This is a genomic window from Achromobacter maghribensis, from assembly GCF_057334215.1.
The window spans coordinates 95,961-118,803 of record NZ_JBHFII010000044.1; the positions used below are offsets into that span (position 1 = coordinate 95,961).

At 65.4% G+C, this 22,843-nt stretch carries 20 protein-coding genes; 9 read left to right on the forward strand and 11 right to left on the reverse strand.

Annotated elements, in window-relative coordinates; all coding sequences use genetic code 11:
• From ACE039_RS18400 to ACE039_RS18415, 4 genes are all read right to left on the reverse strand, one after another.
• Nucleotides 1–868, reverse strand: an 868-nt coding sequence (locus ACE039_RS18400; RefSeq protein WP_485822989.1) for an HpcH/HpaI aldolase/citrate lyase family protein, incomplete at its 3' end; no start/stop codon positions are given.
• Nucleotides 869–878: 10 nt separating this feature from the next.
• Entirely contained in the window at nt 879–1,598 is a 720-nt protein-coding gene (locus tag ACE039_RS18405) for a response regulator transcription factor (protein WP_485822990.1), read from the reverse strand.
• Between the two features lie 347 nt (nt 1,599–1,945).
• Nucleotides 1,946–2,431, reverse strand: a complete 486-nt coding sequence (locus ACE039_RS18410; RefSeq protein WP_105558168.1) for a hypothetical protein — start codon at nt 2,429–2,431, stop codon at nt 1,946–1,948.
• 117 nt (nt 2,432–2,548) lie between these two features.
• Nucleotides 2,549–3,148 (reverse strand): GNAT family N-acetyltransferase, encoded by a 600-nt coding sequence (locus ACE039_RS18415; protein ID WP_485822991.1) that lies wholly within the window; start codon nt 3,146–3,148, stop codon nt 2,549–2,551.
• Nucleotides 3,149–3,237: 89 nt separating this feature from the next.
• Here ACE039_RS18415 and ACE039_RS18420 point away from each other — a divergent pair, with 89 nt between their 5' ends.
• Nucleotides 3,238–4,476, forward strand: a complete 1,239-nt coding sequence (locus ACE039_RS18420) for an NAD(P)/FAD-dependent oxidoreductase (RefSeq protein WP_448709177.1) — start codon at nt 3,238–3,240, stop codon at nt 4,474–4,476.
• Between the two features lie 9 nt (nt 4,477–4,485).
• Here ACE039_RS18420 and ACE039_RS18425 read toward each other — a convergent pair whose 3' ends face one another.
• Entirely contained in the window at nt 4,486–5,613 is a 1,128-nt protein-coding gene (locus ACE039_RS18425; RefSeq protein ID WP_105558165.1) for a 3-deoxy-7-phosphoheptulonate synthase, read from the reverse strand.
• 283 nt (nt 5,614–5,896) lie between these two features.
• On the opposite strand from ACE039_RS18425, the gene ACE039_RS18430 reads away from it, so the two are divergent.
• Both ACE039_RS18430 and ACE039_RS18435 read left to right on the forward strand, forming a co-directional pair.
• Nucleotides 5,897–7,117 (forward strand): EAL domain-containing response regulator, encoded by a 1,221-nt coding sequence (locus tag ACE039_RS18430; RefSeq protein ID WP_310028471.1) that lies wholly within the window; start codon nt 5,897–5,899, stop codon nt 7,115–7,117.
• Nucleotides 7,118–7,276: 159 nt separating this feature from the next.
• A complete protein-coding gene (locus ACE039_RS18435; RefSeq protein ID WP_448709179.1) occupies nt 7,277–8,587 on the forward strand; it encodes a ferredoxin reductase family protein in 1,311 nt (436 codons plus the stop codon).
• Between the two features lie 16 nt (nt 8,588–8,603).
• Here the strand turns inward: ACE039_RS18435 and ACE039_RS18440 are convergent, their stop codons facing one another.
• A complete protein-coding gene (locus tag ACE039_RS18440; protein WP_485822992.1) occupies nt 8,604–10,259 on the reverse strand; it encodes a mucoidy inhibitor MuiA family protein in 1,656 nt (551 codons plus the stop codon).
• A 156-nt stretch (nt 10,260–10,415) separates the two neighbouring features.
• Nucleotides 10,416–11,315 (reverse strand): LysR family transcriptional regulator, encoded by a 900-nt coding sequence (locus ACE039_RS18445; protein WP_448709181.1) that lies wholly within the window; start codon nt 11,313–11,315, stop codon nt 10,416–10,418.
• A gap of 106 nt (nt 11,316–11,421) precedes the next feature.
• On the opposite strand from ACE039_RS18445, the gene ACE039_RS18450 reads away from it, so the two are divergent.
• Nucleotides 11,422–12,699, forward strand: coding sequence for an MFS transporter (locus ACE039_RS18450; RefSeq protein WP_485822993.1), 1,278 nt, complete (start codon nt 11,422–11,424; stop codon nt 12,697–12,699).
• Nucleotides 12,700–12,714: 15 nt separating this feature from the next.
• Entirely contained in the window at nt 12,715–13,122 is a 408-nt protein-coding gene (locus ACE039_RS18455) for a VOC family protein (protein WP_485822994.1), read from the forward strand.
• Here the strand turns inward: ACE039_RS18455 and ACE039_RS18460 are convergent.
• The gene (locus ACE039_RS18460; protein ID WP_485822995.1) at nt 13,119–13,433 is read right to left on the reverse strand and encodes a flagellar transcriptional regulator FlhD; all 315 of its coding nucleotides are present in this window, start codon (nt 13,431–13,433) and stop codon (nt 13,119–13,121) included. The genes ACE039_RS18455 and ACE039_RS18460 overlap by 4 nt on opposite strands.
• A 303-nt stretch (nt 13,434–13,736) precedes the next feature.
• Between ACE039_RS18460 and ACE039_RS18465 the strand changes: the two genes are divergently transcribed.
• The 3 genes from ACE039_RS18465 (at nt 13,737) to ACE039_RS18475 (ending at nt 18,044) form a co-directional block, all read left to right on the forward strand.
• Nucleotides 13,737–14,453, forward strand: coding sequence for a DUF2325 domain-containing protein (locus tag ACE039_RS18465; RefSeq protein ID WP_485822996.1), 717 nt, complete (start codon nt 13,737–13,739; stop codon nt 14,451–14,453).
• Nucleotides 14,454–14,525: 72 nt separating this feature from the next.
• Nucleotides 14,526–17,531 (forward strand): PAS domain-containing protein, encoded by a 3,006-nt coding sequence (locus ACE039_RS18470; RefSeq protein WP_485822997.1) that lies wholly within the window; start codon nt 14,526–14,528, stop codon nt 17,529–17,531.
• 156 nt (nt 17,532–17,687) lie between these two features.
• Nucleotides 17,688–18,044: a superantigen-like protein SSL4 gene (locus ACE039_RS18475; protein ID WP_448709187.1), complete on the forward strand. Its 357-nt coding sequence runs from the start codon at nt 17,688–17,690 to the stop codon at nt 18,042–18,044.
• A gap of 97 nt (nt 18,045–18,141) precedes the next feature.
• Here ACE039_RS18475 and ACE039_RS18480 read toward each other — a convergent pair whose 3' ends face one another.
• On the reverse strand, nt 18,142–19,557 hold the full coding sequence (locus ACE039_RS18480; RefSeq protein ID WP_485823169.1) for an RNA polymerase factor sigma-54: 1,416 nt from the start codon (nt 19,555–19,557) through the stop codon (nt 18,142–18,144).
• A gap of 185 nt (nt 19,558–19,742) precedes the next feature.
• Nucleotides 19,743–20,660 (reverse strand): sigma-54 interaction domain-containing protein, encoded by a 918-nt coding sequence (locus tag ACE039_RS18485; protein WP_233214198.1) that lies wholly within the window; start codon nt 20,658–20,660, stop codon nt 19,743–19,745.
• Between the two features lie 292 nt (nt 20,661–20,952).
• Here ACE039_RS18485 and ACE039_RS18490 point away from each other — a divergent pair, with 292 nt between their 5' ends.
• A complete protein-coding gene (locus ACE039_RS18490) occupies nt 20,953–22,332 on the forward strand; it encodes a sigma-54-dependent transcriptional regulator (RefSeq protein WP_485822998.1) in 1,380 nt (459 codons plus the stop codon).
• A 48-nt stretch (nt 22,333–22,380) separates the two neighbouring features.
• Here the strand turns inward: ACE039_RS18490 and ACE039_RS18495 are convergent, their stop codons facing one another.
• On the reverse strand, nt 22,381–22,749 hold the full coding sequence (locus ACE039_RS18495; RefSeq protein ID WP_105558669.1) for a hypothetical protein: 369 nt from the start codon (nt 22,747–22,749) through the stop codon (nt 22,381–22,383).
• Nucleotides 22,750–22,843: the final 94 nt, after the last annotated feature.

Below are 22,843 nucleotides of genomic sequence, written 5' to 3' on the forward strand. Positions count from 1 at the left end.
ACTCGCCCGCGATCGCCGCAGCCAGCGCCAGTAAACGTTCGGCGTCCTGGGCGTGCAGGTTTTCCACCAGGGCGCCGTCGACCACGGCCACGCCCTGGCCCGAGGCTTGCGCGGCGCGCCAGGCGTCCAGGCGCTTGCGGGCGCTGGCCAATTCCGCTTCGGTGGGGGCGAACGCGTCATTCGCCGCCGCGATCTGCCTGGGGTGGATCAGCGTCTTGCCGTCAAAGCCCTGATCGCGGCCCTGGCGGCAGGCCGTGACCAGCCCGGCGTCGTCCTGCAGGTCCAGATGGACGCCATCCAGTACGGCCAGGCCGTGCGCGCGCGCAGCCATCACGGCAAGGGAACGCGCCAGCAGCGTTTCTTCACGCGCCGGCGTATGGCGCGCGTGCAGGTCCTTGACCAGGTCCGAGGTGCCCACCACGATGGCGGCCAATCGCGGGTGGCCGCCTGCGATCGCGTCCAGCCGCAGGAAGCCCAAAGGGGTTTCCGCCATGGCCCACAAGGGCAGATCCGGCGGCGCACCGGCGGCGTCCAGCGCCTGCGCCAGCGCGGCCAACTGGCTGGCCGCCTGCACTTTGGGTAGCAGCACCGCGTCGGCGCCGGCCTGCGCGATGGCGTTGATGTCGTCGAGGCCCCATGGCGTGTCCAGCGCGTTGATGCGCACGATGCACTCGCGCCGGCCATAGCCGCCCATGCGAAGCGCATGCGCGACTTGTTCGCGGGCTTGCGCCTTGGCGTCGGGCGCGACGGCGTCTTCAAGGTCCAGGATCAGCGCGTCGGCGTCCAGGTGTCGGGCTTTTTCCAGCGCGCGCGCGTTGGCGCCCGGCATATAGAGGACGGAGCGGCGGGGGCGGATAGGTAGCGTCATAAGCGGTGGGTCAGGGCTTGAGGGTGCCGACGATCTGTACCGGCGTCGTGCAGACGTAGCCTACGCCATACACGGTGCGAATGCCCATGTCGCCGCCGGCCTGCGCGCGCAGCTTACGGCGCAGCCGGTGCATGTGCGCGTCAAGCCGATGGGTGTCGTAGGCGTCGGCGCTGGCGCCCAGTGCTTCGACCAGGCGGCTGCGCGATAGCGGCAGCGGCGCGGCCTGGATCAGTGCGCCGATCAGCCGGCTTTCGGTATCGGTGATGTCGACGCAGACTTGCGCGGGCGACACCAGCGTCCGGCGCGACGGATCGAAACGCCAGGCGTCGGGTTGCGGGCCGTTGCCCGCGGCGGGCGGCACGACGCGCAGCCGGCGCGACAGCGCGACAAGCGTCGCGCCCAACTCGGCCAGATTGACGGGCTTGGTCAGATAGTGGTCGGCGCCAAGGCTCAGGCCCGACACCTTGTCTTCGCTGAGCAGCCGGCCGGTCAGCATGATGATGCCCATCGATGGGTAGGTCGTGCGCAGATGCGACACGCGGGTCAGCGCATCGCCGTCGGGAAGCATGGCGTCCAGCACCAGAATGCCCGGCGTCACCGTCAGCAGCAGTTGGTCCAGCTCGGCCAGCGAGCCGGCGGTGAGGATCGCTTTATCCACCCCGAGATCGTGGATGTATTCGGCGATGGTGTCGCGCCAGTCTCCGTGGTCATCGACAAGGATGATCGTCACGGCGCGGCATCCCCCCGCGCTTGCACGCGAGGCGCTCCAAGGGCAAGCACGCTTTTCGCTCTTGTCATGTGCTACGGCATCTTCTTTGGGGAGTCCGCGGTGCGCGAGCGCACGTCCGGACGGGGCGCGATACGTTTTGTATCGTCGCGCTTGCGGAGAATATCATCATCGCCGATTGCTGCGGCGCGCCAAACTCGTGGGATGACATCCGCGTGCGGCAGGAAGCTGGATTGGTCAAAAAATGCGCAGGCCGTGCGCCATCGCCTGAATGGCCGCCTGTCGTGCATCGCACGCAGGCTTATCCACAGAAATTGTGGATAAGCCTCGCCCGGCTGGCGCCATCCGATTTATGTAGGCAAGTATTCCACAGGCACGCCTTGCGGCACCTTGCGCATGCGGTCGCGCTCGATGCGTACCGACGAGAACCGGGTCTTGCGGGCGGCGGCGTTCTGCAGCAACACCGACAGCACGGCGCCTTTGTCCTGGATCCATTGCGTTTTGCCGCGCAGCAGTTTCATGGCGTTCTCGACGGTGCCCAACCGATACGACATGGCGTTGATCTGCACGGACGTTTTGCCGTTGAACGAGGCCGCCTCCTGTTCGGTAATGGCGGCGGCATCCAGGTTGCTGCTTTCGTGGTCGACACGGTAGATGAACTTCAAACCGCTGTGCGGATCTTGCACCACCACGAGCTTATCCGAGCCCGAGACATCGGACAGCATGCCGATTACAGGCGATTCGACCAACTGGTTGCCTCGCTGTTCTTCGGTGTAGAGAAAAATGGTTGGGCGCGTCTGGGAAGATGCGGCCGGGACGAGGGGAGAGGGGTCCATACCTGACTTGAAAAAGGCGGGGAAGGAAAGGGCGCCATCGGCCCGCCGGTCCTGCGGTAACGGCCCCGGTCCTTGCGGGACATGAGGCCGGCTGCGAAAAGAACGTAACGCGCAACGCTATTGCGGGCGGCGCATGCGCGCCAGCAGGCGCGTTTTGACCGTCGGCCAGTCCTTGTCGAGGATGGCGTAATAGACCATGTCGCGGGTGCGGCCCGACTGCGTGATCAGGTGCTTGCGGAACACACCTTCTTCGACGCCGCCGAGACGGAGAATGGCTTGCCGCGACTGCGCATTGCCAAGCTCCGTCTTGAACACCACGCGCATGATACCAATTGTTTCAAAGGCGTGCTGCAACAACAGAAATTTTGCTTCGGTGTTGGCGCCGGATCGCTGGGCGGCTGGCGTCAGCCAGGTGGCGCCGATTTCCAGGCGCTTGTGCGGCAGCGCAATATCCATATAACGGGTGGCCCCGATGACTTCCCCTGAACGTTGCTGCACGATGGCGAACGGCAGGCAGGCGCCTTCGCGCTGGGCGATCAGGGCGCGGTCGACGTAGCGGCGCATGTCCTCGGCCGTGGCGACCGGTTCGGGTTGCAGACGCCAGAGTTCCGGATGCAGGCCGACGGCGGCCAGTGCGTCGGCATGGCCGGCGGTAAGCGGTTCCAGGCGTACGACGTCGCCTTCAAGGGTGACGGGTTGCAGCAAGGGAAGGGGCATGTCGGTGTCCTGGAGCGGCCAAGTGCCGCGTGGAATTCTACGCCTGCCGACGCTTGCCGAACACGTCCGGCAGGCGCAGAATCCGGGCGATGAAAACAGACGTTGTGGTTCTTGGGGCAGGCATCATCGGCGTCTGCACCGCGCTGCATCTGGTGGCGCGCGGGCGTTCCGTGACGCTGCTGGACCGACGCGGCCCGGGTGAAGAAACCAGCTATGGCAATGCCGGCCTGATCGAGCGCGCCAGCGTCATTCCCTATGCCTTTCCGCGCGATTGGCGCAGCGTGTGGCGCTATGCGCGAAACAACACGCCCGACGTCAGTTATCACCCGCGTTTCCTGCCGCGCGTGGCGCCGTGGTTACTGCGCTATTGGTGGCATTCGTCGCCGGCGCGGCTGGCCAGCGCGGCCGACGCGATGCTGCCGCTGATCGAGCGCAGCGTGATCGAGCACGATGCATTGAGGGACGACGCGCAGGTCTCGCACCTGTTCCGCCGCAATGGCTGGATCGATGGCGTGCGCACCGAAGCCGGCCTTGCGCGCGCCGTCGCCGAAGCCGACGCGCTGGCATCCTATGGACTGAATTACCGGGTGCTGGACCGCCAGGCGCTGACGGCGCTGGAACCGTCGTTGTCGGCACGGATGGTGGGCGCGGTGCATTGGCTGGACCCGGTCAACGTGTCTGATCCGGGCGCCGTGACGAAGGGATATGCGGCGCTGTTCCAGCAGCGAGGCGGGCACTTTGCGCGCGGCGACGCACGCAGTCTGAAGCCGGCGCCGGGCAAGGGCTGGCAAGTGCTGGGCGAGGACGGGTTGGTCGAAGCCCGGGATGTGGTCGTGGCGCTTGGGCCGTGGTCGCCGGATGTGCTGCGTCCACTGGGCTATCGCATTCCGATGGCGGTCAAGCGAGGCTACCACCAGCATTTCGCGCTGGAAGATGGGGCGGCGTTGTCGCACCCGGTGGCGGATATCGACAGCGGTTTCGTGGTGACGCCGATGACGCTCGGCGTGCGGCTGACCACGGGCGCCGAGTTCGCCGCACGCGATGCGCCGCCGTCTCCTGTCCAGATCCAGCGCACGCGAGCGCTGGCGGGCCAATTGCTGCCCTTGGGCGCCGCGGTCGAGCGTGAACCGTGGATGGGGTGCCGCCCCTGCATGCCGGACATGCGCCCGGTGATCGGGGCAGCGCCCCGGCATGCCGGACTGTGGATGGCGTTTGGCCACGCGCATCATGGCTTTACGCTGGGTCCGGTGACCGGCAAGCTGCTGGCCAGCCTGATGACGGGACAGGCGCCGGATATGGACCCGGCGCCCTACGGCTTGCGCCGTTGACCCGCGTGGTCAGGCCAGATTTTTTTCGCGGCGCTTGCGCACGGCCAGTGCCAGGGTTTCCAGCACCGGTTCCGTCTGGGTCCAGCCCAGGCAGGCGTCGGTGATCGACACGCCGCGACGCAGCGGCTGGCCCGGCTTCAAGTCCTGGCGGCCTTCTTCAAGATGGCTCTCGATCATGACGCCGGTGATGCGCGTGTCGCCTTGGGCCAGTTGCGCGGCGATGTCATTGGCTACGTCGATCTGGCGCAGGTGCGATTTGTTGGAATTGGCGTGCGAGCAGTCGATCATGACCTGTTCGCGTTGGCCGGCGGCGCGCAGCGCGGCGCAACAGGCGTCCACGCTGGCCGCGTCGTAATTGGGGCCTTGCTTGCCGCCGCGCAGGATCACGTGCGTATCCTGGTTGCCCCGCGTTTCGAAAATGGCGGCCATGCCCATTTTGGTCATGCCCATGAAGGCGTGTTTGGCGCTGGCGGCCACCATGGCGTCCGCCGCGATCTGCACGCCGCCGTCGGTGCCGTTCTTGAAGCCCAGCGGGCAGCTCAAACCCGAACTCAGTTGCCGGTGGCTGGGGCTTTCGGTGGTGCGCGCGCCGATGGCGCCCCAGGCGATCAGGTCAGCGATGTACTGCGGGCTGAGCAAATCCAGGAATTCAGTGGCAATGGGCAGGCCCAGGCCGCTGATGTCCAGCAGCAGTTCGCGGGCACGGCGCAGGCCTTCATTGATGCGGAAGCTGCCGTCAAGCCGCGGATCGTTGATATAGCCTTTCCAGCCGACGGTGGTGCGGGGCTTTTCGAAGTAGACGCGCATGACGATCAGCAGATCTTTCTGGTGCTGGTCCACGGCGGCACGCAATTGACGGGCGTACTCCATGGCCTGGCCATGATCGTGGATCGAGCAGGGACCGACCACGATCAGCAGCCGGTCGTCGCGGCCGTGCAGGACGTCGGCGATTTGCGCACGGCTTGCTTCCACCAGCGTCTGGATGGCGGGGGAAACGGGCAGTTCGTCCTGCAGCAACGCGGGCGAGATCAGCGGACGCACGGCGCTGATGCGCGTGTCGTCGGTGCGCGTGTTGTCCTGGGTCGAGTCGGCCGTGCCGACCTCGCGGTCGTGCTGGGGGTCGTCAATGCGGGTCAAGGGGATGCTCCGTGCCGTAGATGCGTAAAGACGGCCATTATCGCACTGGCGGCGGGCAGGTGCGCCGGGCGGTGGCGTCCGTCTGGCCGATGGCGGGCACGCCGGACGGCAACGGGCCGGACCTATCGGCGGTAGACGCCCTCAAACCTACGTCTATCGGCACCGAAATGGCACTAACCCGTTGCCAATGACGACAGATCGCCGTTAGATGCCGTAGGATGGAGTCTAGGGATTTCAAGCGGCCGCCTGCAAAGGCCCGCCCTATAAGCTAGGACGGAACGTGATGCCTAAAACCGACGCCGCAGCCGCTCGACGGATTCTCTTGGTCGAAGACCACCCGGTCGAGCGCGCCTACTTGCAGAACATGCTGCTGGCGTTGGGCCATCGCCGGGTCGCTGGCGTGGGAAGCAGCACCGAAGCCGTCGGCGCGCTGGGCCGCCAGTTCTACGACCTGGTGATCAGCGACATCGTCATGGGCGATGGCGACGGCACCCATTTGCCCAATGAGCTGCGGCGGCTGGTCGATGTCGGGCGGCTCAAAGCCATGCCGCCCATCATCTGGATCAGCAGCCTGAGCGACGAGTTGCTGCAGTCGCATGTGCGGCTGGCGTTGCAGGCGGGCTGCCCGTCTGCGCAGGCCCTGTCCAAACCCGTATCGCGCGCGTCGATGCAGCAGGCGATCAAAACCACGCTGCTGTCGGCCGAAGACGTGAGCTTGCCTCGCCTGCAATCGGTCCGGCGGGAAGTGATCGAGGCCGAACTGGGACGCGCCCTGATCACCGGCGTGGGCATGAGCGTCGTGCTGCAACCGCAGATGAGCCTGGCCACCGGTGAAGTGCTGGCGGCTGAAGCGCTGTCCCGCTGGGAACACCCCGAATTGGGGCCGATTTCCGCGGTCGACTTCGTGCCCGCCGCGCACCGCCTGGGCATGGATCGGATGCTGTTCTTGCGGGTGGTGGACCGCGTCATCGAGGTCTTGCAGCGCATGCATGCCGAGGGCATCGCGGTGCCGATTGCCATCAACGCGTCGTCGTCCACGTTGTGCACGCGGGACCTGCCCACGCTGCTGGAAAAGCGTGTGGCGCAGGCGGGATTGCCGGCACGGCTGGTGAAGATCGAACTGACCGAGGACGAGCCCGTCAATGATTGGCTGGCGCTGTCGTCGGTGCTGAACCTGCTGCGGGTACGGGGCTTTGAATTGGCGATGGACGATTTCGGCGCGGGCATTGCGTCGATGCGGCTGTTTTCGGCCATGCCGTTTACCGAGCTTAAGATCGACCGCGACTTCATCGTGCACATGCACCGGGAAGCGGCGTCGCGCGCGGTGGTGGCGGCGGCAATAGAGATGGGCCGCGTGCTGGGGCGGCGCGTGGTGGCCGAAGGGGTCGAGCAAGACCGCGACGTGCAGTTGCTGCGCGAGCTGGGCTGCGACGTCGCGCAGGGTTACGGCCTGTCGGTTCCGCTGGACACCGACGCGTTCGTCGAATTCTGCCGCCGGCACTGAAGCGGAAGGCGGGTCGCCGGCTCACCGGCGCGGCCGGGCATTGATGACGATCAATGCCTAAGCGCGCCGCGTCGAATTCGGGGCGAATACGGACGTATAAGGGTGCATACGGGGCTACCATGGGCGCTGTGCTCGGGCTTTCCCTGGAGAAATGAACCAATGCGACGCACGCTTGGCGCCGTCCTGCTGTTGTCCCTATTGGCCTGGGCAGGCACGCTCTGGACCCATCCGCCGGCTGGCTTCACGATCTGGACCGCGCGCGATCAACTTATCCTGTTGACGGGCCTGGGCGCTTACGCACTGATGGCGCTGATCATGCTGCTGGCGGTACGCCCGCAGTGGATTGAGTCCCGCATGGGCGGCCTGGACAAGATGTACCGGCTGCACAAATGGAGCGGCATCCTGGCGACCGCGCTTGCCGCGGCGCATTATCTGATCAAAATTGGCAAGCCGCTGCTGCTCATGGCGTTCGACCCGGTCGCCAAGACGCCCCGTGCGGCTGCCTGGCTGGACGTGTTCCGCGGATCCGCCAAGGACATCGGGGAATGGGCGGTCTGGATCCTGGTGATCGTGGTGGCGCTTACGCTATGGCGACGGTTTCCCTATCACCTGTGGCGCCACATCCATCGCATAGCGGCCGTCGTGTTCCTGGTGACGGCGTTTCATGGCGTGGTGCTGACGCCCGCCACGTGGTGGGTGCAACCCGCGGGATGGCTCGTCGCCGTGGCGACGGCCGTGGGCAGTGCGTGCGCGCTCTGGGCGTTGACCGGAAACATCGGCCGGGCCCGGCGCCACCGGGCGACGGTACTGTCCGTCGATCCGCTGTCGGACGATATCCTGTCGCTTACCTGTAAGGTCGAAGGCGATTGGCGCCATCGTGCCGGCCAGTTCGCCTTCCTGACGGCAAACCGCCTTGAAGGCGCGCATCCCTTCACGGTATCGGGCGCCGACGACGGCACGGGGCGCGTACGGTTTTCGATCAAAGCGCTGGGCGATTACACCCGCCGCCTGCAAACCAGCCTGAAGGTGGGGCAGGCGGTGACGGTGGAAGGGCCGTATGGCTGCTTCGACTTGCTGCGCGATGACGGCCGCCCGCAGATATGGGTGGCCGCCGGCATTGGCGTGACGCCGTTCATCTCGTGGCTGGAATCGTTGCAGGCCGAGCCGGACCGCGCGCCGCAGGCCACCTTGTACTACTGCGCGCGCAATGCGGCCGAGGCGCCGTTTGCCCAAACGCTGGAGACCCTTTGTGCGCAGGTTCCGCGCGTGACGCTGCATGTGTGGTACAGCGACGAGAAAGGGCCGCTGACGGCAGCAGGCCTGCTTGCTGGCCGCGTGGCGGGAACGCCTTGGCCCGGTGTGTGGTTTTGCGGACCGACAGGCTTCGCCGATTCACTCAAAGACGGACTGCACCGGCAGGGAATGCCGGTGCGCCAGTTGTTTCACCAGGAAGCGTTCCAGATGCGCTAGGGCACCTTTCGGGAATTCAGATACCGGATACGTCGATGTCGCCCGGATAATCCACCGAGAACTTCAGCACCGTCTCGCGCGATTTGCCTGGCTCAAGTTCCCATTCCCAGGCCAGCTTGCCGTCTTCTTCACGCTTGACTTCGCGGTCGGCCGGCGACAACAGCTTGACCACGATCTTCTCGTTGCGCGAAACCGGCAGGCGGTCCTTGAACACGACCTGCTCTTTGGTGGCCTTGTTGTTCTTGACCGTGATCTTGTATTCATAGGTCACGCGTTTGCCGCTGCCCGAAAAGCCGGTGCTTTCCGTAAAGCGGTTCACTAGCTGGCGTTTGATCGAAATGCCATCGTCGGCGCCCATGGCCAGTTCGACCTTTTCGCCCGGCATGACCGCCTTGATGCGGCTCGAGGCCACGAATGCGTCGTCCAGGAAGGTGTTCAACGATCCGGCCAGGAACGGAAAATCGGTGTTGTTGCTGGCCAGCGCCGTCAGGAAGGCCGCTTCGCGCAGCGCGGGCGTGGACTGGTATTGCAGCGTGGCCGGCAGCTTGGCGGTGGTGATCGCCACGCGCTGCGACGAATTGTCCGAAGCAACGGTAGCCGGATTCTTGATCTGGAACGATGCACTGGTGGCGTCGTTTTGCATCTGCGCCGTAGACACCTCCATGGCCTCGGCCACCGGTTCGGGCATGGCGGCGTCGGCATAGGCCTGGCCCTGGGGCGCGGGGCGTGATCGCTTCATCGTCATTTCGCTGCTGATCGGCGCGGGCGCGGCCGAGGGGCGGGGCGGGGGAGCCGGCGGGGGCGGAGCGGCGACATCGATGATCCACGGCTGCAGCGTCGGGGCGCCACCGCCCAGCGCAGGCCGGGCGGTGGACAACGTAAGCTTGACGTTCTTCCAGTCTTCACCCGTGTTCTGGCTGATGACGCCGAAGTAACCCAGATCCACCGTGCGGTCCGCAGGGCGCAAACGCGCATCATAGGCAGGTGCCCAGCGGGCGCCGCCCACGGCATACGACACGGCCAGGTCCACTTTGCCCGCGCGAGCGAGGTTGATCCGCAGCGTGACGGTCTTGCTGCGGCGGCTTAACTGGCCGCGCATGATGTCCAACTGACCTTGCAATGCCTCTATCTCGCGTTCCAGTACGGCTTTGCGTTCGGCGACCTGGCGCAGGCTGGCCAGCGTCTTGCCCAGGGTGTCGGCGCTAAGGGTCTGGATCGCCTTCAGCTCGTCCAGCGTCAGGCGGGCGCCTTCCTTCGCGGGTTCGGTTGCACCGCGCTGCATCATCAGGACCAGTTCGCGCTGGTTGTCCAGCACCGCGGCTTCATCATCCAGTTCGGCTTGCCGGGCCTCGAGCTTGCGCATCTGCTCCTGTAGCGTGCGGACCCGTTCGTTGGCGGTATCGGTCTGGAAGGCGTCACGCACCTTGACGTCCAGCAACGAGGCTTGGCCGGTGCTTTTGGCTGATACCTGCAGCGAGTTTGCCTGCAGCGAGACGGGCAGGTTCTCAAGCTCCAGTTCATGTTCGCCTGCAGCCAGTTCGCTGCTGGCGGACCGGGTCACCACGGCGCGGTCCTGATAGACCGTCACTGCGCCAATGGAGGAAGCCAGCCCGGCGGCTACGCCCAAGCCGGGAATCGTTGCGATGGCCAGGGCCAGAAGAGTACGTCGCACTAAGTCACCTGTAGGAAGGTTGTTTCGGCAAGGCTGCGGCCCTGTTCAGGGACGGATCACCGATTGCGCGTCAATTTACTCTGCGTCTTTGGTCGCGGCTTTACAGAAGATTTCAAAAGCGACAGGGCAATACCGTGTCGGCGCGCGTGGCGGGGATCACGCGCGTTCGGGGTGAGCCAGCCGGCGCAGCATGTCGACGGCGTTGACGGCGGCGACGGAACGGTCGCGGCGCCGGTAGGCCATGTCCAGCAGGGCGTGCGGGGCGTCGCCTTCGATAGGGCGGTATTCAATGCCTTCGGCGCCCATGTGGCGCATGGCTGCCGGCACCACCGAAATGCCGACGCCCGCAGCGACGAGGCTGACGATGGAGGCCATCTGCGGCGCCTCCTGAATCACCCGTGGAACAAAGCCCGCCCGCTGGCAAGCGGACAGGATGGCGTCGTACAGCCCCGCGCCGATGGGGCGCGGATAGAGGACGAAGTCCTCATCGGCAAGCGCCGAGACGGGCACGCTGGTCAGGCCACTCAAAGGATGGTCGGGAGGCAGGGCGACCAGCATGGGTTCGTCCAGCACACGCTCGGATTCGAATTCCGGGTCCAACAAATAGGGAGGCCGCACGAAGGCCACGTCGACCTCGCCCAGCCGCAAGCCGCGCAGCAGCGAAATGGTGTTGCTCTCGGTGAGCGTGACGCGGACATCGGGATAGCGGTCGCGAAAAGCGCGGATCGCGCGCGGCAGGTACGGGTGGAACACCGCTGACGCGGTGAATCCGACCGTGACCGCGCCGCGTTCGCCGCGGCCCAGGCGGCGAGCGGTATCGATTGCACGGTCGGCGCTGGCCAGGATGGCCCTGGCATCCTCCAGAAACTGGGCGCCGGCCTCGGTCATGTCGATGCCGCGCGGCAGCCGCAGAAACAACGGCGTGCCGATTTCCCGTTCCAGCTGCTGGATCTGCTGGCTGAGCGGCGGTTGCCCGATACCCAGCCGAGCGGCGGCGCGGGTGAAATGCAATTCTTCGGCCACGGCGGTGAAATAGCGCAGGTGACGGAGTTCCATCGTTTTAAAGTATAGGGTGTGTAAGTTTAATATATTGGACATATGAAGGCGAAAAGTCTACTTTGAGTGTGCGGGCCATACGCCCGATGCCATTCCGAGAATCCTGATGTCCAGCGCCACCGTCGATCCTTCGTCTTCAGCCCCCACTGCCTATCTCGCGCGGGGCACGCCGGGGCTGCGCCGCGCCCAGTGGGCGTTGTTCGCCGCCGGCTTTTCCACATTTTCCCTGCTGTATTGCGTGCAGCCGCTGATGCCGATGTTCACCCAGGCGTTTGGCGTGTCGCCCGCGCAAAGCAGCCTGGTCCTGTCGCTGTGTACCGGTCTGCTTGCCGTGGCCATCTTTTTCGTCGGCCTGTTTTCGCAGGCCTTGCCGCGCAAGCGCGTGATGGCGTTATCGCTTTTTGCGTCGGCCGTGCTGGGCACGATCGCCGCCGTGGCGCCAGACTGGCACAGCCTGCTTGCGCTACGTGCGTTGCAGGGCGTTGCGATGGGCGGCGTGCCCGCGGTGGCCATGGCTTATCTGGCCGAAGAGGTCGAACCCGATACGCTGGGCTTCGTCATGGGCCTGTATATCAGCGGCAGCGCCTTCGGTGGCTTGTCGGGCCGCGTCATCACCGGCCTGGTGTCCGATCACTTCGGCTGGCGCGCGGCGATGGGAACGCTGGGCTTGCTGGGCCTGATCGCGGCCGTGCTGTTCGTCTGGCTGTTACCGGCCTCGCGCCGTTTCACGCCGCAACGCGGGCGGGGCTGGGCCGGCGTGGCGTCAGACGTGCGCGCCGGCGTCGGCGCACATCTGAAGAATGGCCCGCTTTGCGCGCTCTTCGCGATGGGCGGCCTGTTGATGGGCGCGTTCGTCACCCTCTACAACTATGTCGGCTTCAGGTTGTTGCTGCCGCCGTTCTCGCTCAGCCAGACTTTTATCGGCTTCATCTTCGTCGTGTATCTCGTGGGCATCTTCGCGTCCACGTTCTTCGGCCGGCTGGCCGACCGCCATGGCCGTGGGGCCATGCTGTGCGCCGCCACCGGATTGGCGCTGGCTGGCTTGCTGCTGACGCTGTCGGATTCGCTGCCCATCCTGGTCGCCGGGATCGTCCTCTTCACCTTCGGCTTTTTTGCCGCGCACGCGGTGGCCAGCGGGTGGGTCGGACAAATGGCGCGCGGCTACAAGGCATTGGCCGCGTCGCTCTACCTGTTGGTCTATTACGTGGGCTCCAGCGTGCTGGGCGCGTGGGGCGGCCATTTCTGGGCCACCAGCCAATGGCCCGGCGTTGCGGCCATGGCGGGCGGCCTGTTGGCGCTGGCGTTGCTAATCAGCGCAGGGCTGGCATGGCGCACGAGTGGCAGCGTGAAGCGCGGAACTGGGATAATCGCGGAAACCCACTGATTATCGAGAGGCTCCATGTTTTCACACGTTTGCATTGGCGTCGGTGACTTCGAGCGCGCGTTGGCCTTCTATTCCGCGCAAGCCGAGGCGCTTGGATTGCGTCCCAGATTCCTGGACCGCGAGCATCCCTGGGCGGGGTGGCAGCCGGCCGAAGGCGACAGGCCGCGTTTCGTGATCAGCGCGCCGCACGACGGACATGCCGCGACGCCCGGCAATGGGCAGATGACCGCGTTCATGGCTGCCGACCGCGCAACGGTGGACCGTTGCCACGCCCTGGCACTGTCATTGGGCGGAACGTGCGAAGGCCCGCCCGGGCTGCGGCCCGAGTATCACGCGAACTACTATGGCGCCTATTTCCGCGACCCCGACGGCAACAAGCTCTGCGTCTGTTGCCACGACGCATTGGAACCGGCAGAAGGCTAAGGCATCCCCGCCACGTGCGGTTCAGGTGGCGCGGCGGCTGTCCGGGCGGCCAGCGTGACATCGATGCCTTGGCTAAGCGCCGATAACAACAGGTGCGGCGTAAGATCCAGCTTCGCCAACAACACGCTGCACCGCGACATTTTCGCCAAGTCGTCGCGCGATAGGGCGGCCAGCCACTGGCAGGCTTGCTGCGAGACCTGCAGGCCGGCCATGGCGTCGGCGTTGCCGGTGCGAGCCAAGCGCTGCAGCAGCAGCAAATACATCATGTTCGTTTCGTGGATATCGCGCAGAAGTTCGCTGGATTTCGGCATCGGGCGTCCCTGACTTCGTTGATTCCGCACGTCGGCCGCCGCCGCTGCGGAAAGGGCGCGTGGCGTCCTCGTGGGAACGTCTATTCCAAGCCCGGGAGGGGCTTGCGTGCCGGTAGCGTCAGTCGATCATATTTAAGCGACCGGGGCGCGTCAGCTATGGATTTCCCTGTGCGGGTCGCGAACCCAATTCAAATATTAAAACGTACTCATTCTCATTTATAATGGCACGCATGCCAGGTCGCGCGTTGCGGGGGCGGTAGCGCACGCGGCGCGCCGGGCGCTTATTTCACTCCGAGGCCCGCGATGACATCCTCCTTTCCAGACCGCCATGACTTGCAGCGCGAACATGCGGCGCTGCTTGCCGCTTATGGGCAGGCGCAATCGCATTGCAGCCAGTTGCTAAGCACACAGGCGGCGCGCATTCTGCATCTGGAAGCCGAAGCGATGTGCCTGCGCGCCGCGGTCATCCAGCGCGACACGGCACTGGCTTGGGCGCGGGAAGACCACCGCGCGCTGGAAGGGTCGATACCGGGATTGCCCAAGCGGGTGGCGCTGGCACGCCGGGTCACGCAACTGATGGAGCGCATCCAATGCCTCATGCGTGAGCGGCTGGCCTGGCAGGACCGGGCCAGCCAGGCCAGGGCGCGTCCGGCGGAGCGGGTTGCCGAGCCGGTAGCGCCGCAGCCAGCCGTCATGGCCGTCGCGCTGCGCGAAAAGTCGGTGCTGTGCGTGGGCGAAGATGCGCTGGCGCTGATGCTGACGCGCAAGGTCGTTGAACTTGCCGGAGGCCGTTACCTGGGTCACAGCGGCCAGGGTGATGCAGACGGCGCGACGCTGGAAGCCAGTTTGATCGCGGCGGATCTGGTCATTTGCCAGACGGGCTGCGTCAGCCACGGCGCCTATTGGCGGGTGAAGGATCATTGCGCCCGCACCGGCAAGCAATGCGTGCTGGTCGACAAGCCCGAAGCGCTGAATGCCCTGCGCCTGGACGGTGAACCGGTGCTCGAGCAGGAACGGTAGCGTCGCGTTACCGAGCGTTTCGGTACGTCGGCGGGGCCCCGCAATACAGTACGTACTGGTAAAGGGGCAGACATGTTGAAGAAACAGGATCGCGTTGCGCTCCCTTGGACGGATACGCTGGCGCGTCTGGAAGATGAACGCATCATGCTGCAACGCATTGCCGCGGGCATGCCATTGCCGGATGTCCTGGAGCATGTGTTGCACGCCATCGAGGCGCAATCGAGCGTGAAATTGTGTACGGCGATCGCGCTGATCGACGATACCGGGACGTTCCTGCTGCATGCCGCGGCGCCCAGCCTGCCGGCGGCGTTCAATGTGGCCGTGCAGCGCACGCCCATTGGGCCGCATATGGCATCGTGGGGAGCGGCGGCGCATGCAGGAACCGCCGTGTATGTGGAAGACATCGCCACGCATCCCGCCTGGGAGCGCTGGCGCGATCTGGCGTTGTCGCAAGGACTGCGGGCGTGCTGGTCGACGCCGATCAAGGCGCCCGACGGACGCTTGCTGGGCGTGTTTTCCAACTACTACAGCACGGTACGCTCACCTTCCACCGACGATATCGACGCTATCGCGCTGGTGACGCGCAGCGCCGCGCTGGCCATCGAGCGACACCTGACCGACGCCGCGCTGCGTGATAGCGGCGAGCGCTGGCGTGCCATGTTCGACGGCATGCAAGAGGCCTTCTTTTTAAGCGAGGCGCTGCGGGATGGCGATGGCCGTATCGTGGACTTCCGCTTTCTGGAGGTGAATCCGGCCTTCGAGCGCCAGAGCGGCATGCGGGAAGGCGATACGCTGGGCCATACGCTGCGCGAAATGATACCCGGCGTCCCCAGCCAGATCATGGACGCGTTTGCCCAGGTGGTGGAAACGGGCGAACCGGCTCAGTTCGAGTTCGCCGTGCCCGGGCCCAAGCATGCCTGGTACGAAGCCCGGGCGCGTAAAGACGGCGCCGACCGCATGATGGCGTTGTTTCTGGACGTCACGGCGCGCAAGGCGGCCGAAACCGAGCTATGGGAAGGGCAGCATCGCAAGAATTTCCTGTTGGCGCTGGGCGACCGAATGCGTGAACTGCATCTTCAGTCCGAAATCGAGTATGCCGCCTGCGAGGGGCTGGGCCAGCATCTGGCGCTTGGCCTTGTAGCGGTGGCGGACTGGCCCGGGGACGACGGCGCGACGGTGACGCTATCAACCTGTTGGCGCTCCGAGACCGAACAGTCCAAGGCGCAGCCGCTGACGCCCGAGCAACTGGGCGAAGAATTGAAGGACGCGTTGCGCAAGGGCCGCACCGCCTACCTGCAACCGCTGGTGGCGAATCAGGAGGGCGAGGTTCGGCCATCCGCGATCGTGGTGCCGATGCGTCGCTGGGGGCGGTACGGCGGCACGTTGCTGGTGCGGCCACAGGCTGGCAGCCGGCTCAAGGCCGGCGATCTGGCCTTTATCGAAGAAGTGGCGGAGCGCATGTGCAGCGCCGTCGAGCGTTCGCAGTACGCGAGGACGCTGGAGCAGCGCGTCGAAGACGCCATCGCGGAGCGCGACCGCATCTGGCGGTTGTCGCCGGAACTGCTTGCCGTCGTCGATGCGCACGAGCGCTTCGTCAGTGTTAATCCCGCGGTGCGGCCGATCCTGGGCTGGAGCCCTGAGCAATTCCTGTCTATGGGGCTGGCCGAACTGGTGCACCCGGACGATCAGGCGGCCACGCGCGCCGCGATGGCGCAGGCGTCGCACGCCGACCCCGCGCAAGCCGTGCGGCATATGGAGAACCGGCTGCTGGGGCGCGACGGCACCTATCGCTGGATCACCTGGAGCATGTCGTGGTCGCAAGACAGCCTGTACATGACTGGCCGCGACGATACCGATTTGAAGGTGCAGGCCGAGATGCTGCGCGAGACCGAGCAGGCGTTGAGGCAATCGCAAAAAATGGAAGCGGTGGGGCGCTTGACGGGGGGCATCGCCCACGACTTCAACAATATGCTGCAGGGCATTACGGGCGCCTTGTACCTGATCAAGCGCAAGCTCGATGCCGGCACGCCGGCGCAGGCGGAACGCTTCATCAACGTGGCGATGGATTCCGCCAACCGCGCCGCGCATCTGACCCAGCGGTTGCTGACTTTCTCGCGGCGCCAGCCCATCGATCCGAAACCCTTCAGCGTGGCGTCCACGCTGCAGTCGATGGCCGACCTGTTCCACCGCTATACCGGCGAACGCGTGCGGCTGCTTTTCGATCTGGAGCCGGCGTTGTGGACGGTTCGGTGCGACAAGAACCAGTTCGAGAACGCCATGCTGAACCTGGTGATCAATGCGTGCGACGCGATGCCCAATGGCGGCGCATTGACGGTTGCCGCGTTGAACCGATCGTTGGATGCTGGGCTGTTGCGCCAGTTTCCCGGCATGAATCCGGGGGACTTCGTGCAGGTGTCGATCACCGACGAAGGTTGCGGCATGGCGCCCGACGTGCTGGCGCACGCCTTCGATCCGTTCTTCACCACCAAGCCGTTGGGCGAAGGCACCGGCCTGGGTCTGTCGATGATCTACGGCTTTGCGAAACAGGCCGGCGGGGTGACTACGCTGGAGAGCGAGGTGGGCAAGGGTACGACGGTCAGGCTGTTATTGCCGCGGTACGACGGCGCGCCAGATGCCACTACACGGCATGAGTTGACCGCGCAACCTGTATCGGGCGTCGGACAGCCGTCCGTCGTGGTGCTGGTGGAAGACGATGCCAATGTGCGCGACATGGTGCGTGAATGCCTGGCTGACCTGGGCATGCATGTCCTGACTGCGGCGGATGGCGAGGCCGGGTTGGAGCTGGTGCTGGGCACGGCCGGTATCGACCTGTTGGTGACGGATGTGGGCTTGCCGGCGTTGAACGGCCGCCAGTTGGCGGACGCCGCGCGGGCCGCCCATCCGGGGCTGAGGGTCCTGATGATGACCGGATACGCCGAAAGCGCCGCGCATGACCGCGGCTTCCTGGAGCACGGGATGGAACTGATCGTGAAGCCGTTCTCGCTGGATGCGCTGGGCGAACGCGTGCAGCGCATGCTGGCTGAATCCCGGAAAGCACGGGCGGGGGGCGCGGGATAGGCCAACGGGATGGCAGTGTTGCAACGGCAGGTAAAAAATGCCCTTCAAGGTGTTCGGGGTGGCGATTGCGCAGGGCAGGCGGGGCGGCTTGGGCGCCTGTGGGACGGGAACGGGGCTTGCGAACAGGTCCATGCTTTCCAACCAAGGAGCCTGACTATGAAAACTCGTGCCATGACTTGCGCTTTCGTACTCCTGGCAGGCTTGACGTCCGCAGGCGCGGCGCTGGCCCAGTCGGCCAGTCCGACCACGCCGTCTTCCACGCCGAACGACGCCTCTGCCGCCCAGCCGAACCGCCCCTTGCCGCCGGGGCAGATGGCGCCAGCACCCAATGCAACCCCGCCTTCCGGGACGACGGCGCCTTCAACGCAACATGGCGGCAGCATGTCGTCGGGCAAGAAACACTCCGATGAAACGCCTAACCGTCCTCGCGAGGCCAACGATAATGTTCCGCGCACGCCGGGGGCTGGTGCTGCGCCGCCTCCTGGATACCCGAACACGGGCGGTTCGAAGTAATCGCCGTAAGCCTGCTGGCAACGAAGAAGGCTTCCCTCGGGAAGCCTTCTTTGCGTGCAACCGAGTTACCCCGGCGTGGCCGCACCGAGCGGGGGGCTTAGTGCTGGCGGCGCAGTTCCGCCGGCGGCACCCGCAGCTGGCCCCGATACTTGGACACGGTGCGGCGCGCCAGCAAGATGCCGCTGGCCGCCAATTGCTGAGTCAGCGCCACGTCCGACAACGGCATCGCCGGGTCTTCGGCGTCGACCATTTCCTTGATCAACGCACGCACTGCGGCGGCCGAGCACGAACCGCCCGATTCCGTGGCCAGCTCGCGGGAAAAGAAGTGACGGAATTCAAATACGCCGCGCGGCGTCACCATGTATTTACCGACGGTGGCGCGGGATACGGTCGATTCGTGCATGTCCAGGTCGTCGGCGACTTCACGCAGCATCAAGGGTCGCAATGCCACTTCGCCATACTCGAAAAAGGTCTGCTGGCGCTTGACGATGGCTTCGGCGACACGCTGGATCGTCGTGTACCGCTGTTCCACGTTACGCACCAGCCAGCGCGCTTCTTGCAGCTCCTGGGCCATGGGGCTGCGGTCATCCAGGCGGGCGCGGCGGAACAGGTCGGCGTAGGTGCGGTGCAGCCGCGCCTGCGGCATCGCATTGCGATTGGGCAGGACGCGCCAACGCGCGTGCCACTTGTCCACGAACACGTCGGGCACGACGTATACGGGGGCTTCGGCGCTATAGCGGGAACCCGGTTTGGGGTCAAGGCTGCGGATCAGCGCGCAGGCGTCGCGCAGCGCCTCGTCAGAACAATCCAGCACGCGGCGCAGTCCGATGCAGTCGTTTTTTCCCAGACGGTCAAGGTGCTCGCGCACGATGCGCAGCGCCAGATCCCGGGTGGAAACGTCCACCGTCCGGGAGGCCATCAATTGCAGCGTCAGGCATTCCGTCAGGTCGCGCGCGGCCAGGCCCGGCGCATCCAACTGCTGTACCAGGCGCAGTGCCGCCGTCCATTCCCCGTCATCGGGCGGGGGATTGAACTCGGGCCGATCCGGGCTGCAAAGGCTGTTTAGCGGCACACGCAGGTACCCGTCGTCATCCAGCGCGTCGATGATGAACTCGGCCAGCAGCCGATCCCGCGGTTCCAGGTGGTAATTGCCCAGGTCCATGGACAGGCGTTCGCGCATCGACAGCGACGCGCTGGCCCATTGCCCCAGATCCTTGCCTTCGCCGGATCCCGACGACGGCATGGGGTAATCGCCGGAATAGGCGGGCGCATCGGGCGGCGGCTCTTCGCCATCCGCAGCGCTCGTCGGGGTGGGTTCGGCCGGCGCATCGACCGGGTCGCCATGGCTGGTGGGCTTGGCGTCCGGTCCGATTTCCACCGGATCGGCGTCTTGGTCGTCGCCATCTTCCAGAAAGGGATTGGTGGCTAGCGCATGCTCCACCGCGGTCGTGAATTCAAGCGCCGACATCTGCAGCAACTTGACGGACTGTTGCAGTCGGGGCGCCAGCGTCATCTGCTGGCGCAGGCGCAATTCTTGCGTAGGGTGGCCCAATCGAGTCTCCTTGCCAGGGAGCCGCCGGACGGCGGCGCATCCTTGATACTCAAGCAAACTCCGTGCCAGGTGGGTTTGCGGGCGGGTATCGGGGAGACGCGCGGTCGCGGGCGGAGCCGCTATTACAAGCCGACGGTAAGAACTGCTCAGCGGTCCGCCAAGCCTTCCTTGTCGTACACGTCCAGCCGGTTGTAGAGCGTTTTCAGGCTGACGCCCAATGTGTCCGCGGCCAGGCGCTTGTCGCCATCATGATGCGCCAGCGTGGCAAGGATGAACTCGCGCTGCGCGCGCCCTAGCGGCATGCCCACCGGGAAGCTCAGCGCGCCGTCGCGCATTTCCGACCGCTGGCGGGCCGGCGCGCGCGCCAGCAGGTCGGTGTTCAGTTGCGCATCCGAGAGAATGAAGGCGCGCTGCACCACGTTGCGCAGTTCCCGCACATTGCCGGGCCAGTCGTGTTGCTGGATCGCGTCCAGCATCTGCTTGGAAAACGTCTTCTGTGTGCGGTGCTGCGCATTCAGGGTGTCCAGGAACCGGTGCGCCAGGATCAGTGCATCGCTGCCGCGTTCGCGCAGCGGCGGCACGCGGAGTGGGATGACCAGCAAGCGGTGCAGGAAGTCCTGGCGCAGCCGGCCATCGGCCACTGAGGCGGCGGGGTCGCGGTTGCTGGCGCAGATGATGCGCACATTGGCGCGCAGCAGATCGGACCCGCCGACACGCTGATACGTCCCGGCTTCCAGGACGCGCAAGAAATGCACCTGCATGTCGGGCGGCATCTCGGTGACCTCGTCCAGGAAGAGCGTGCCGCCGCTGGCGTATTCGAAGTAGCCGGCGTTCTGCGCCAACGCGCCAGTGAAGCTGCCTTTTTCGTGGCCGAACAGTTCGGCATGCGCCAACGTGCCGCTGATGGCGCCGCAGTTCACGGCGACGAAGGGGTGGCTGCGCCGTTCGCTGGCGTCATGGATCGCGCGCGCCACGATTTCCTTGCCGGCCCCGCTTTCTCCCACGATGAAGACGCTGGCGTCCGTGGACGCAGCGAGTCGCACCTGGGTGCCCAATTTTTGCATGACCGGCGACAGCCCGGTCATGTCCATCGGAGCGGCGGAGGACGCAATCGCATCCTCGCGCCCAGTGGTGGTGCGGTTTGCCATGTGCAGTTACCTCGGCCCGTCAGGCCTAGTCGCGATCTATTTATCGTAGTAGCCCGCTCGCCGCACGAATGCGACCAGTTGCAAGTATTCGAAAACTTTAGTGGACAGTATCGATTGTTTACGTCTGTCGACGCCAGACTGATTATTCTCAATTTCATGTCAATGCGCGGCGCCGACATCGTGCCGCGCACCGCCATACGGAGAAGCTATGCCTCATTTGCTGATCGTCGATGACGACGACGCGATACGGGAAACCCTTGCCGAGATGGGCCGCGACAGCGGTTTCTCGGTAGCGGTCGCGGCCAGCGTCAAGGACGCGCTGATACAGCTTGAACGGCAGGCGCCCGACCTGGTGTTGACCGACGTGCGGCTGCCGGGCGGCAACGGAATGGACATCTTCAAGAATGTCGCCGCGGCCAGCGCCGAAGTCGTCGTGATGACGGGTCACGGCACGGTCGACTACGCCGTCCAGGCATTGCGCCTGGGCGCGACCGATTTTCTCGTCAAGCCGATTTGCATGGAACGCTTGAACGGCATCCTGAGCAGGGTGGTGGCCAACGCGGGCGGAGATCTGCCGGGCATGCCGTTCGAGGAAGCCGGGCGCTTCGGCAAGCTATACGGCGCATCCGAGTGCATGACGGCGCTGTACCGTCAGATTGGACGGGTGGCGCCCACCAACGTCACGACCTTGCTTATCGGGGAAAGCGGCACCGGCAAAGAGCTGGCCGCCCACGCAATCCACGAGCTCAGCCCGCGCCGTCAGCGGCCGTTCATTGCGGTCAACTGCGGCGCGATTTCCCCCAATCTGATCGAAAGCGAAATGTTTGGGCACGAGCGCGGCAGCTTCACGGGCGCCGACCGTCAGCACAAGGGCTATTTCGAACGCGCCGACGGCGGCACCCTGTTCCTGGACGAGGTCACCGAGATGCCGCTGGACCTGCAGGTGAAGCTGCTGCGGGTACTTGAGACCGGGCAGTTCATGCGGGTCGGCACCAACCGTGAAATCGGTTGCGACATCCGCATCGTCGCCGCCACCAACCGCAATCCTGAACAGGCCGTGCAGGAGGGCAAGCTGCGCGAAGACTTGTACTACCGGTTAAGCGTGTTTCCCATCGAGCTGCCGCCGCTACGGGATCGCGGCGACGACATCCTGTTCCTGGCTCAACGATTCCTGCAGGCGCAGAACCAGGAGACCGGCAAGAACAAGGTGTTTTCGCCGCAAGCGGCCGACGCCCTGGCGCAGTACGACTGGCCGGGCAATGTGCGTGAACTGAAGAACTTCGTGCGGCGCGCCTTCATCATGGCGGATGGCGACGTGCTGAATGTCGACATGCTGGCGCCGCATGTGTCGCCAAGCGGCGATGCCCCGACCAGCCAGGTCAGCGTGCCCGTCGGTGAAACGCTGGCCGAAGCCGACCGGCGTCTGATCCTGGCGACGCTGGCGCGTTGCAATGGCGTCAAGAAGCAGACAGCCGCGATGCTGGGCATCAGCCCCAAGACGCTTTACAACCGGCTTGAGGAATACGCCGCCGCCGGCTATATCCTGCCAGGCGAAGATGGATCGAGCGAGGCGCGTGACGCGACCTAGGCGCCGCCCCGGCCAGCGCGGCACGGGGCGATGCCACGCGCCGCCGGCTTATTTGCCGTGGCGCGTCTTCAGCTCGGCCATGCAGGCGTCCTTGGCGTTACCCGACATGGCGTCGCATTTTTCCTTGCCCACCTTGTAGTCGGCATCGTTGCGCGTCTTGGCGGCGTCATGGCTCGCTTCGGCCTTTTCCTTGCCCGCCTTGGCATCCGCTTTCGCCTTGTCGCGCGCCGCCTCGGCCTGCTGCTGACACACGTCCTTCTGGTTGCCCTTCATTCCGTCGCATGCCTTTTTGTCCATCTTGTATTGGTTGTCGATCTGGTCATTGCTGCGCACGGAGGTCGTTTGCGCGGAGGCCTGGAACGCCAGGGCGGACAGGCACAGCGCGATAGCGGGGCAAACGGTTCTGGACAGATTCATGGCTAACTCCTTTGGGTGAGGGGCCCGGCGTTAACCGGACCTGCCCCCACAGCAAGCAAGCGGCGTTCCCGGCGCGCGCTCGGGAACGCCGCAT

Bases quoted from the DNA above. Each gene is read 5' to 3' on its own strand.
- ACE039_RS18410 (WP_105558168.1), bottom strand. From the start codon at position 2,431: ATGGACCCCTCTCCCCTCGTCCCGGCCGCATCTTCCCAGACGCGCCCA.
- ACE039_RS18415 (WP_485822991.1), bottom strand. From the start codon at position 3,148: ATGCCCCTTCCCTTGCTGCAACCCGTCACCCTTGAAGGCGACGTCGTA.
- ACE039_RS18420 (WP_448709177.1), top strand. From the start codon at position 3,238: ATGAAAACAGACGTTGTGGTTCTTGGGGCAGGCATCATCGGCGTCTGC.
- ACE039_RS18430 (WP_310028471.1), top strand. From the start codon at position 5,897: ATGCCTAAAACCGACGCCGCAGCCGCTCGACGGATTCTCTTGGTCGAA.
- ACE039_RS18435 (WP_448709179.1), top strand. From the start codon at position 7,277: ATGCGACGCACGCTTGGCGCCGTCCTGCTGTTGTCCCTATTGGCCTGG.
- ACE039_RS18445 (WP_448709181.1), bottom strand. From the start codon at position 11,315: ATGGAACTCCGTCACCTGCGCTATTTCACCGCCGTGGCCGAAGAATTG.
- ACE039_RS18450 (WP_485822993.1), top strand. From the start codon at position 11,422: ATGTCCAGCGCCACCGTCGATCCTTCGTCTTCAGCCCCCACTGCCTAT.
- ACE039_RS18455 (WP_485822994.1), top strand. From the start codon at position 12,715: ATGTTTTCACACGTTTGCATTGGCGTCGGTGACTTCGAGCGCGCGTTG.
- ACE039_RS18460 (WP_485822995.1), bottom strand. From the start codon at position 13,433: ATGCCGAAATCCAGCGAACTTCTGCGCGATATCCACGAAACGAACATG.
- ACE039_RS18465 (WP_485822996.1), top strand. From the start codon at position 13,737: ATGACATCCTCCTTTCCAGACCGCCATGACTTGCAGCGCGAACATGCG.
- ACE039_RS18470 (WP_485822997.1), top strand. From the start codon at position 14,526: ATGTTGAAGAAACAGGATCGCGTTGCGCTCCCTTGGACGGATACGCTG.
- ACE039_RS18475 (WP_448709187.1), top strand. From the start codon at position 17,688: ATGAAAACTCGTGCCATGACTTGCGCTTTCGTACTCCTGGCAGGCTTG.
- ACE039_RS18480 (WP_485823169.1), bottom strand. From the start codon at position 19,557: ATGACGCTGGCGCCCCGACTGCAACAGTCCGTCAAGTTGCTGCAGATG.
- ACE039_RS18485 (WP_233214198.1), bottom strand. From the start codon at position 20,660: ATGCAAAAATTGGGCACCCAGGTGCGACTCGCTGCGTCCACGGACGCC.
- ACE039_RS18490 (WP_485822998.1), top strand. From the start codon at position 20,953: ATGCCTCATTTGCTGATCGTCGATGACGACGACGCGATACGGGAAACC.
- ACE039_RS18495 (WP_105558669.1), bottom strand. From the start codon at position 22,749: ATGAATCTGTCCAGAACCGTTTGCCCCGCTATCGCGCTGTGCCTGTCC.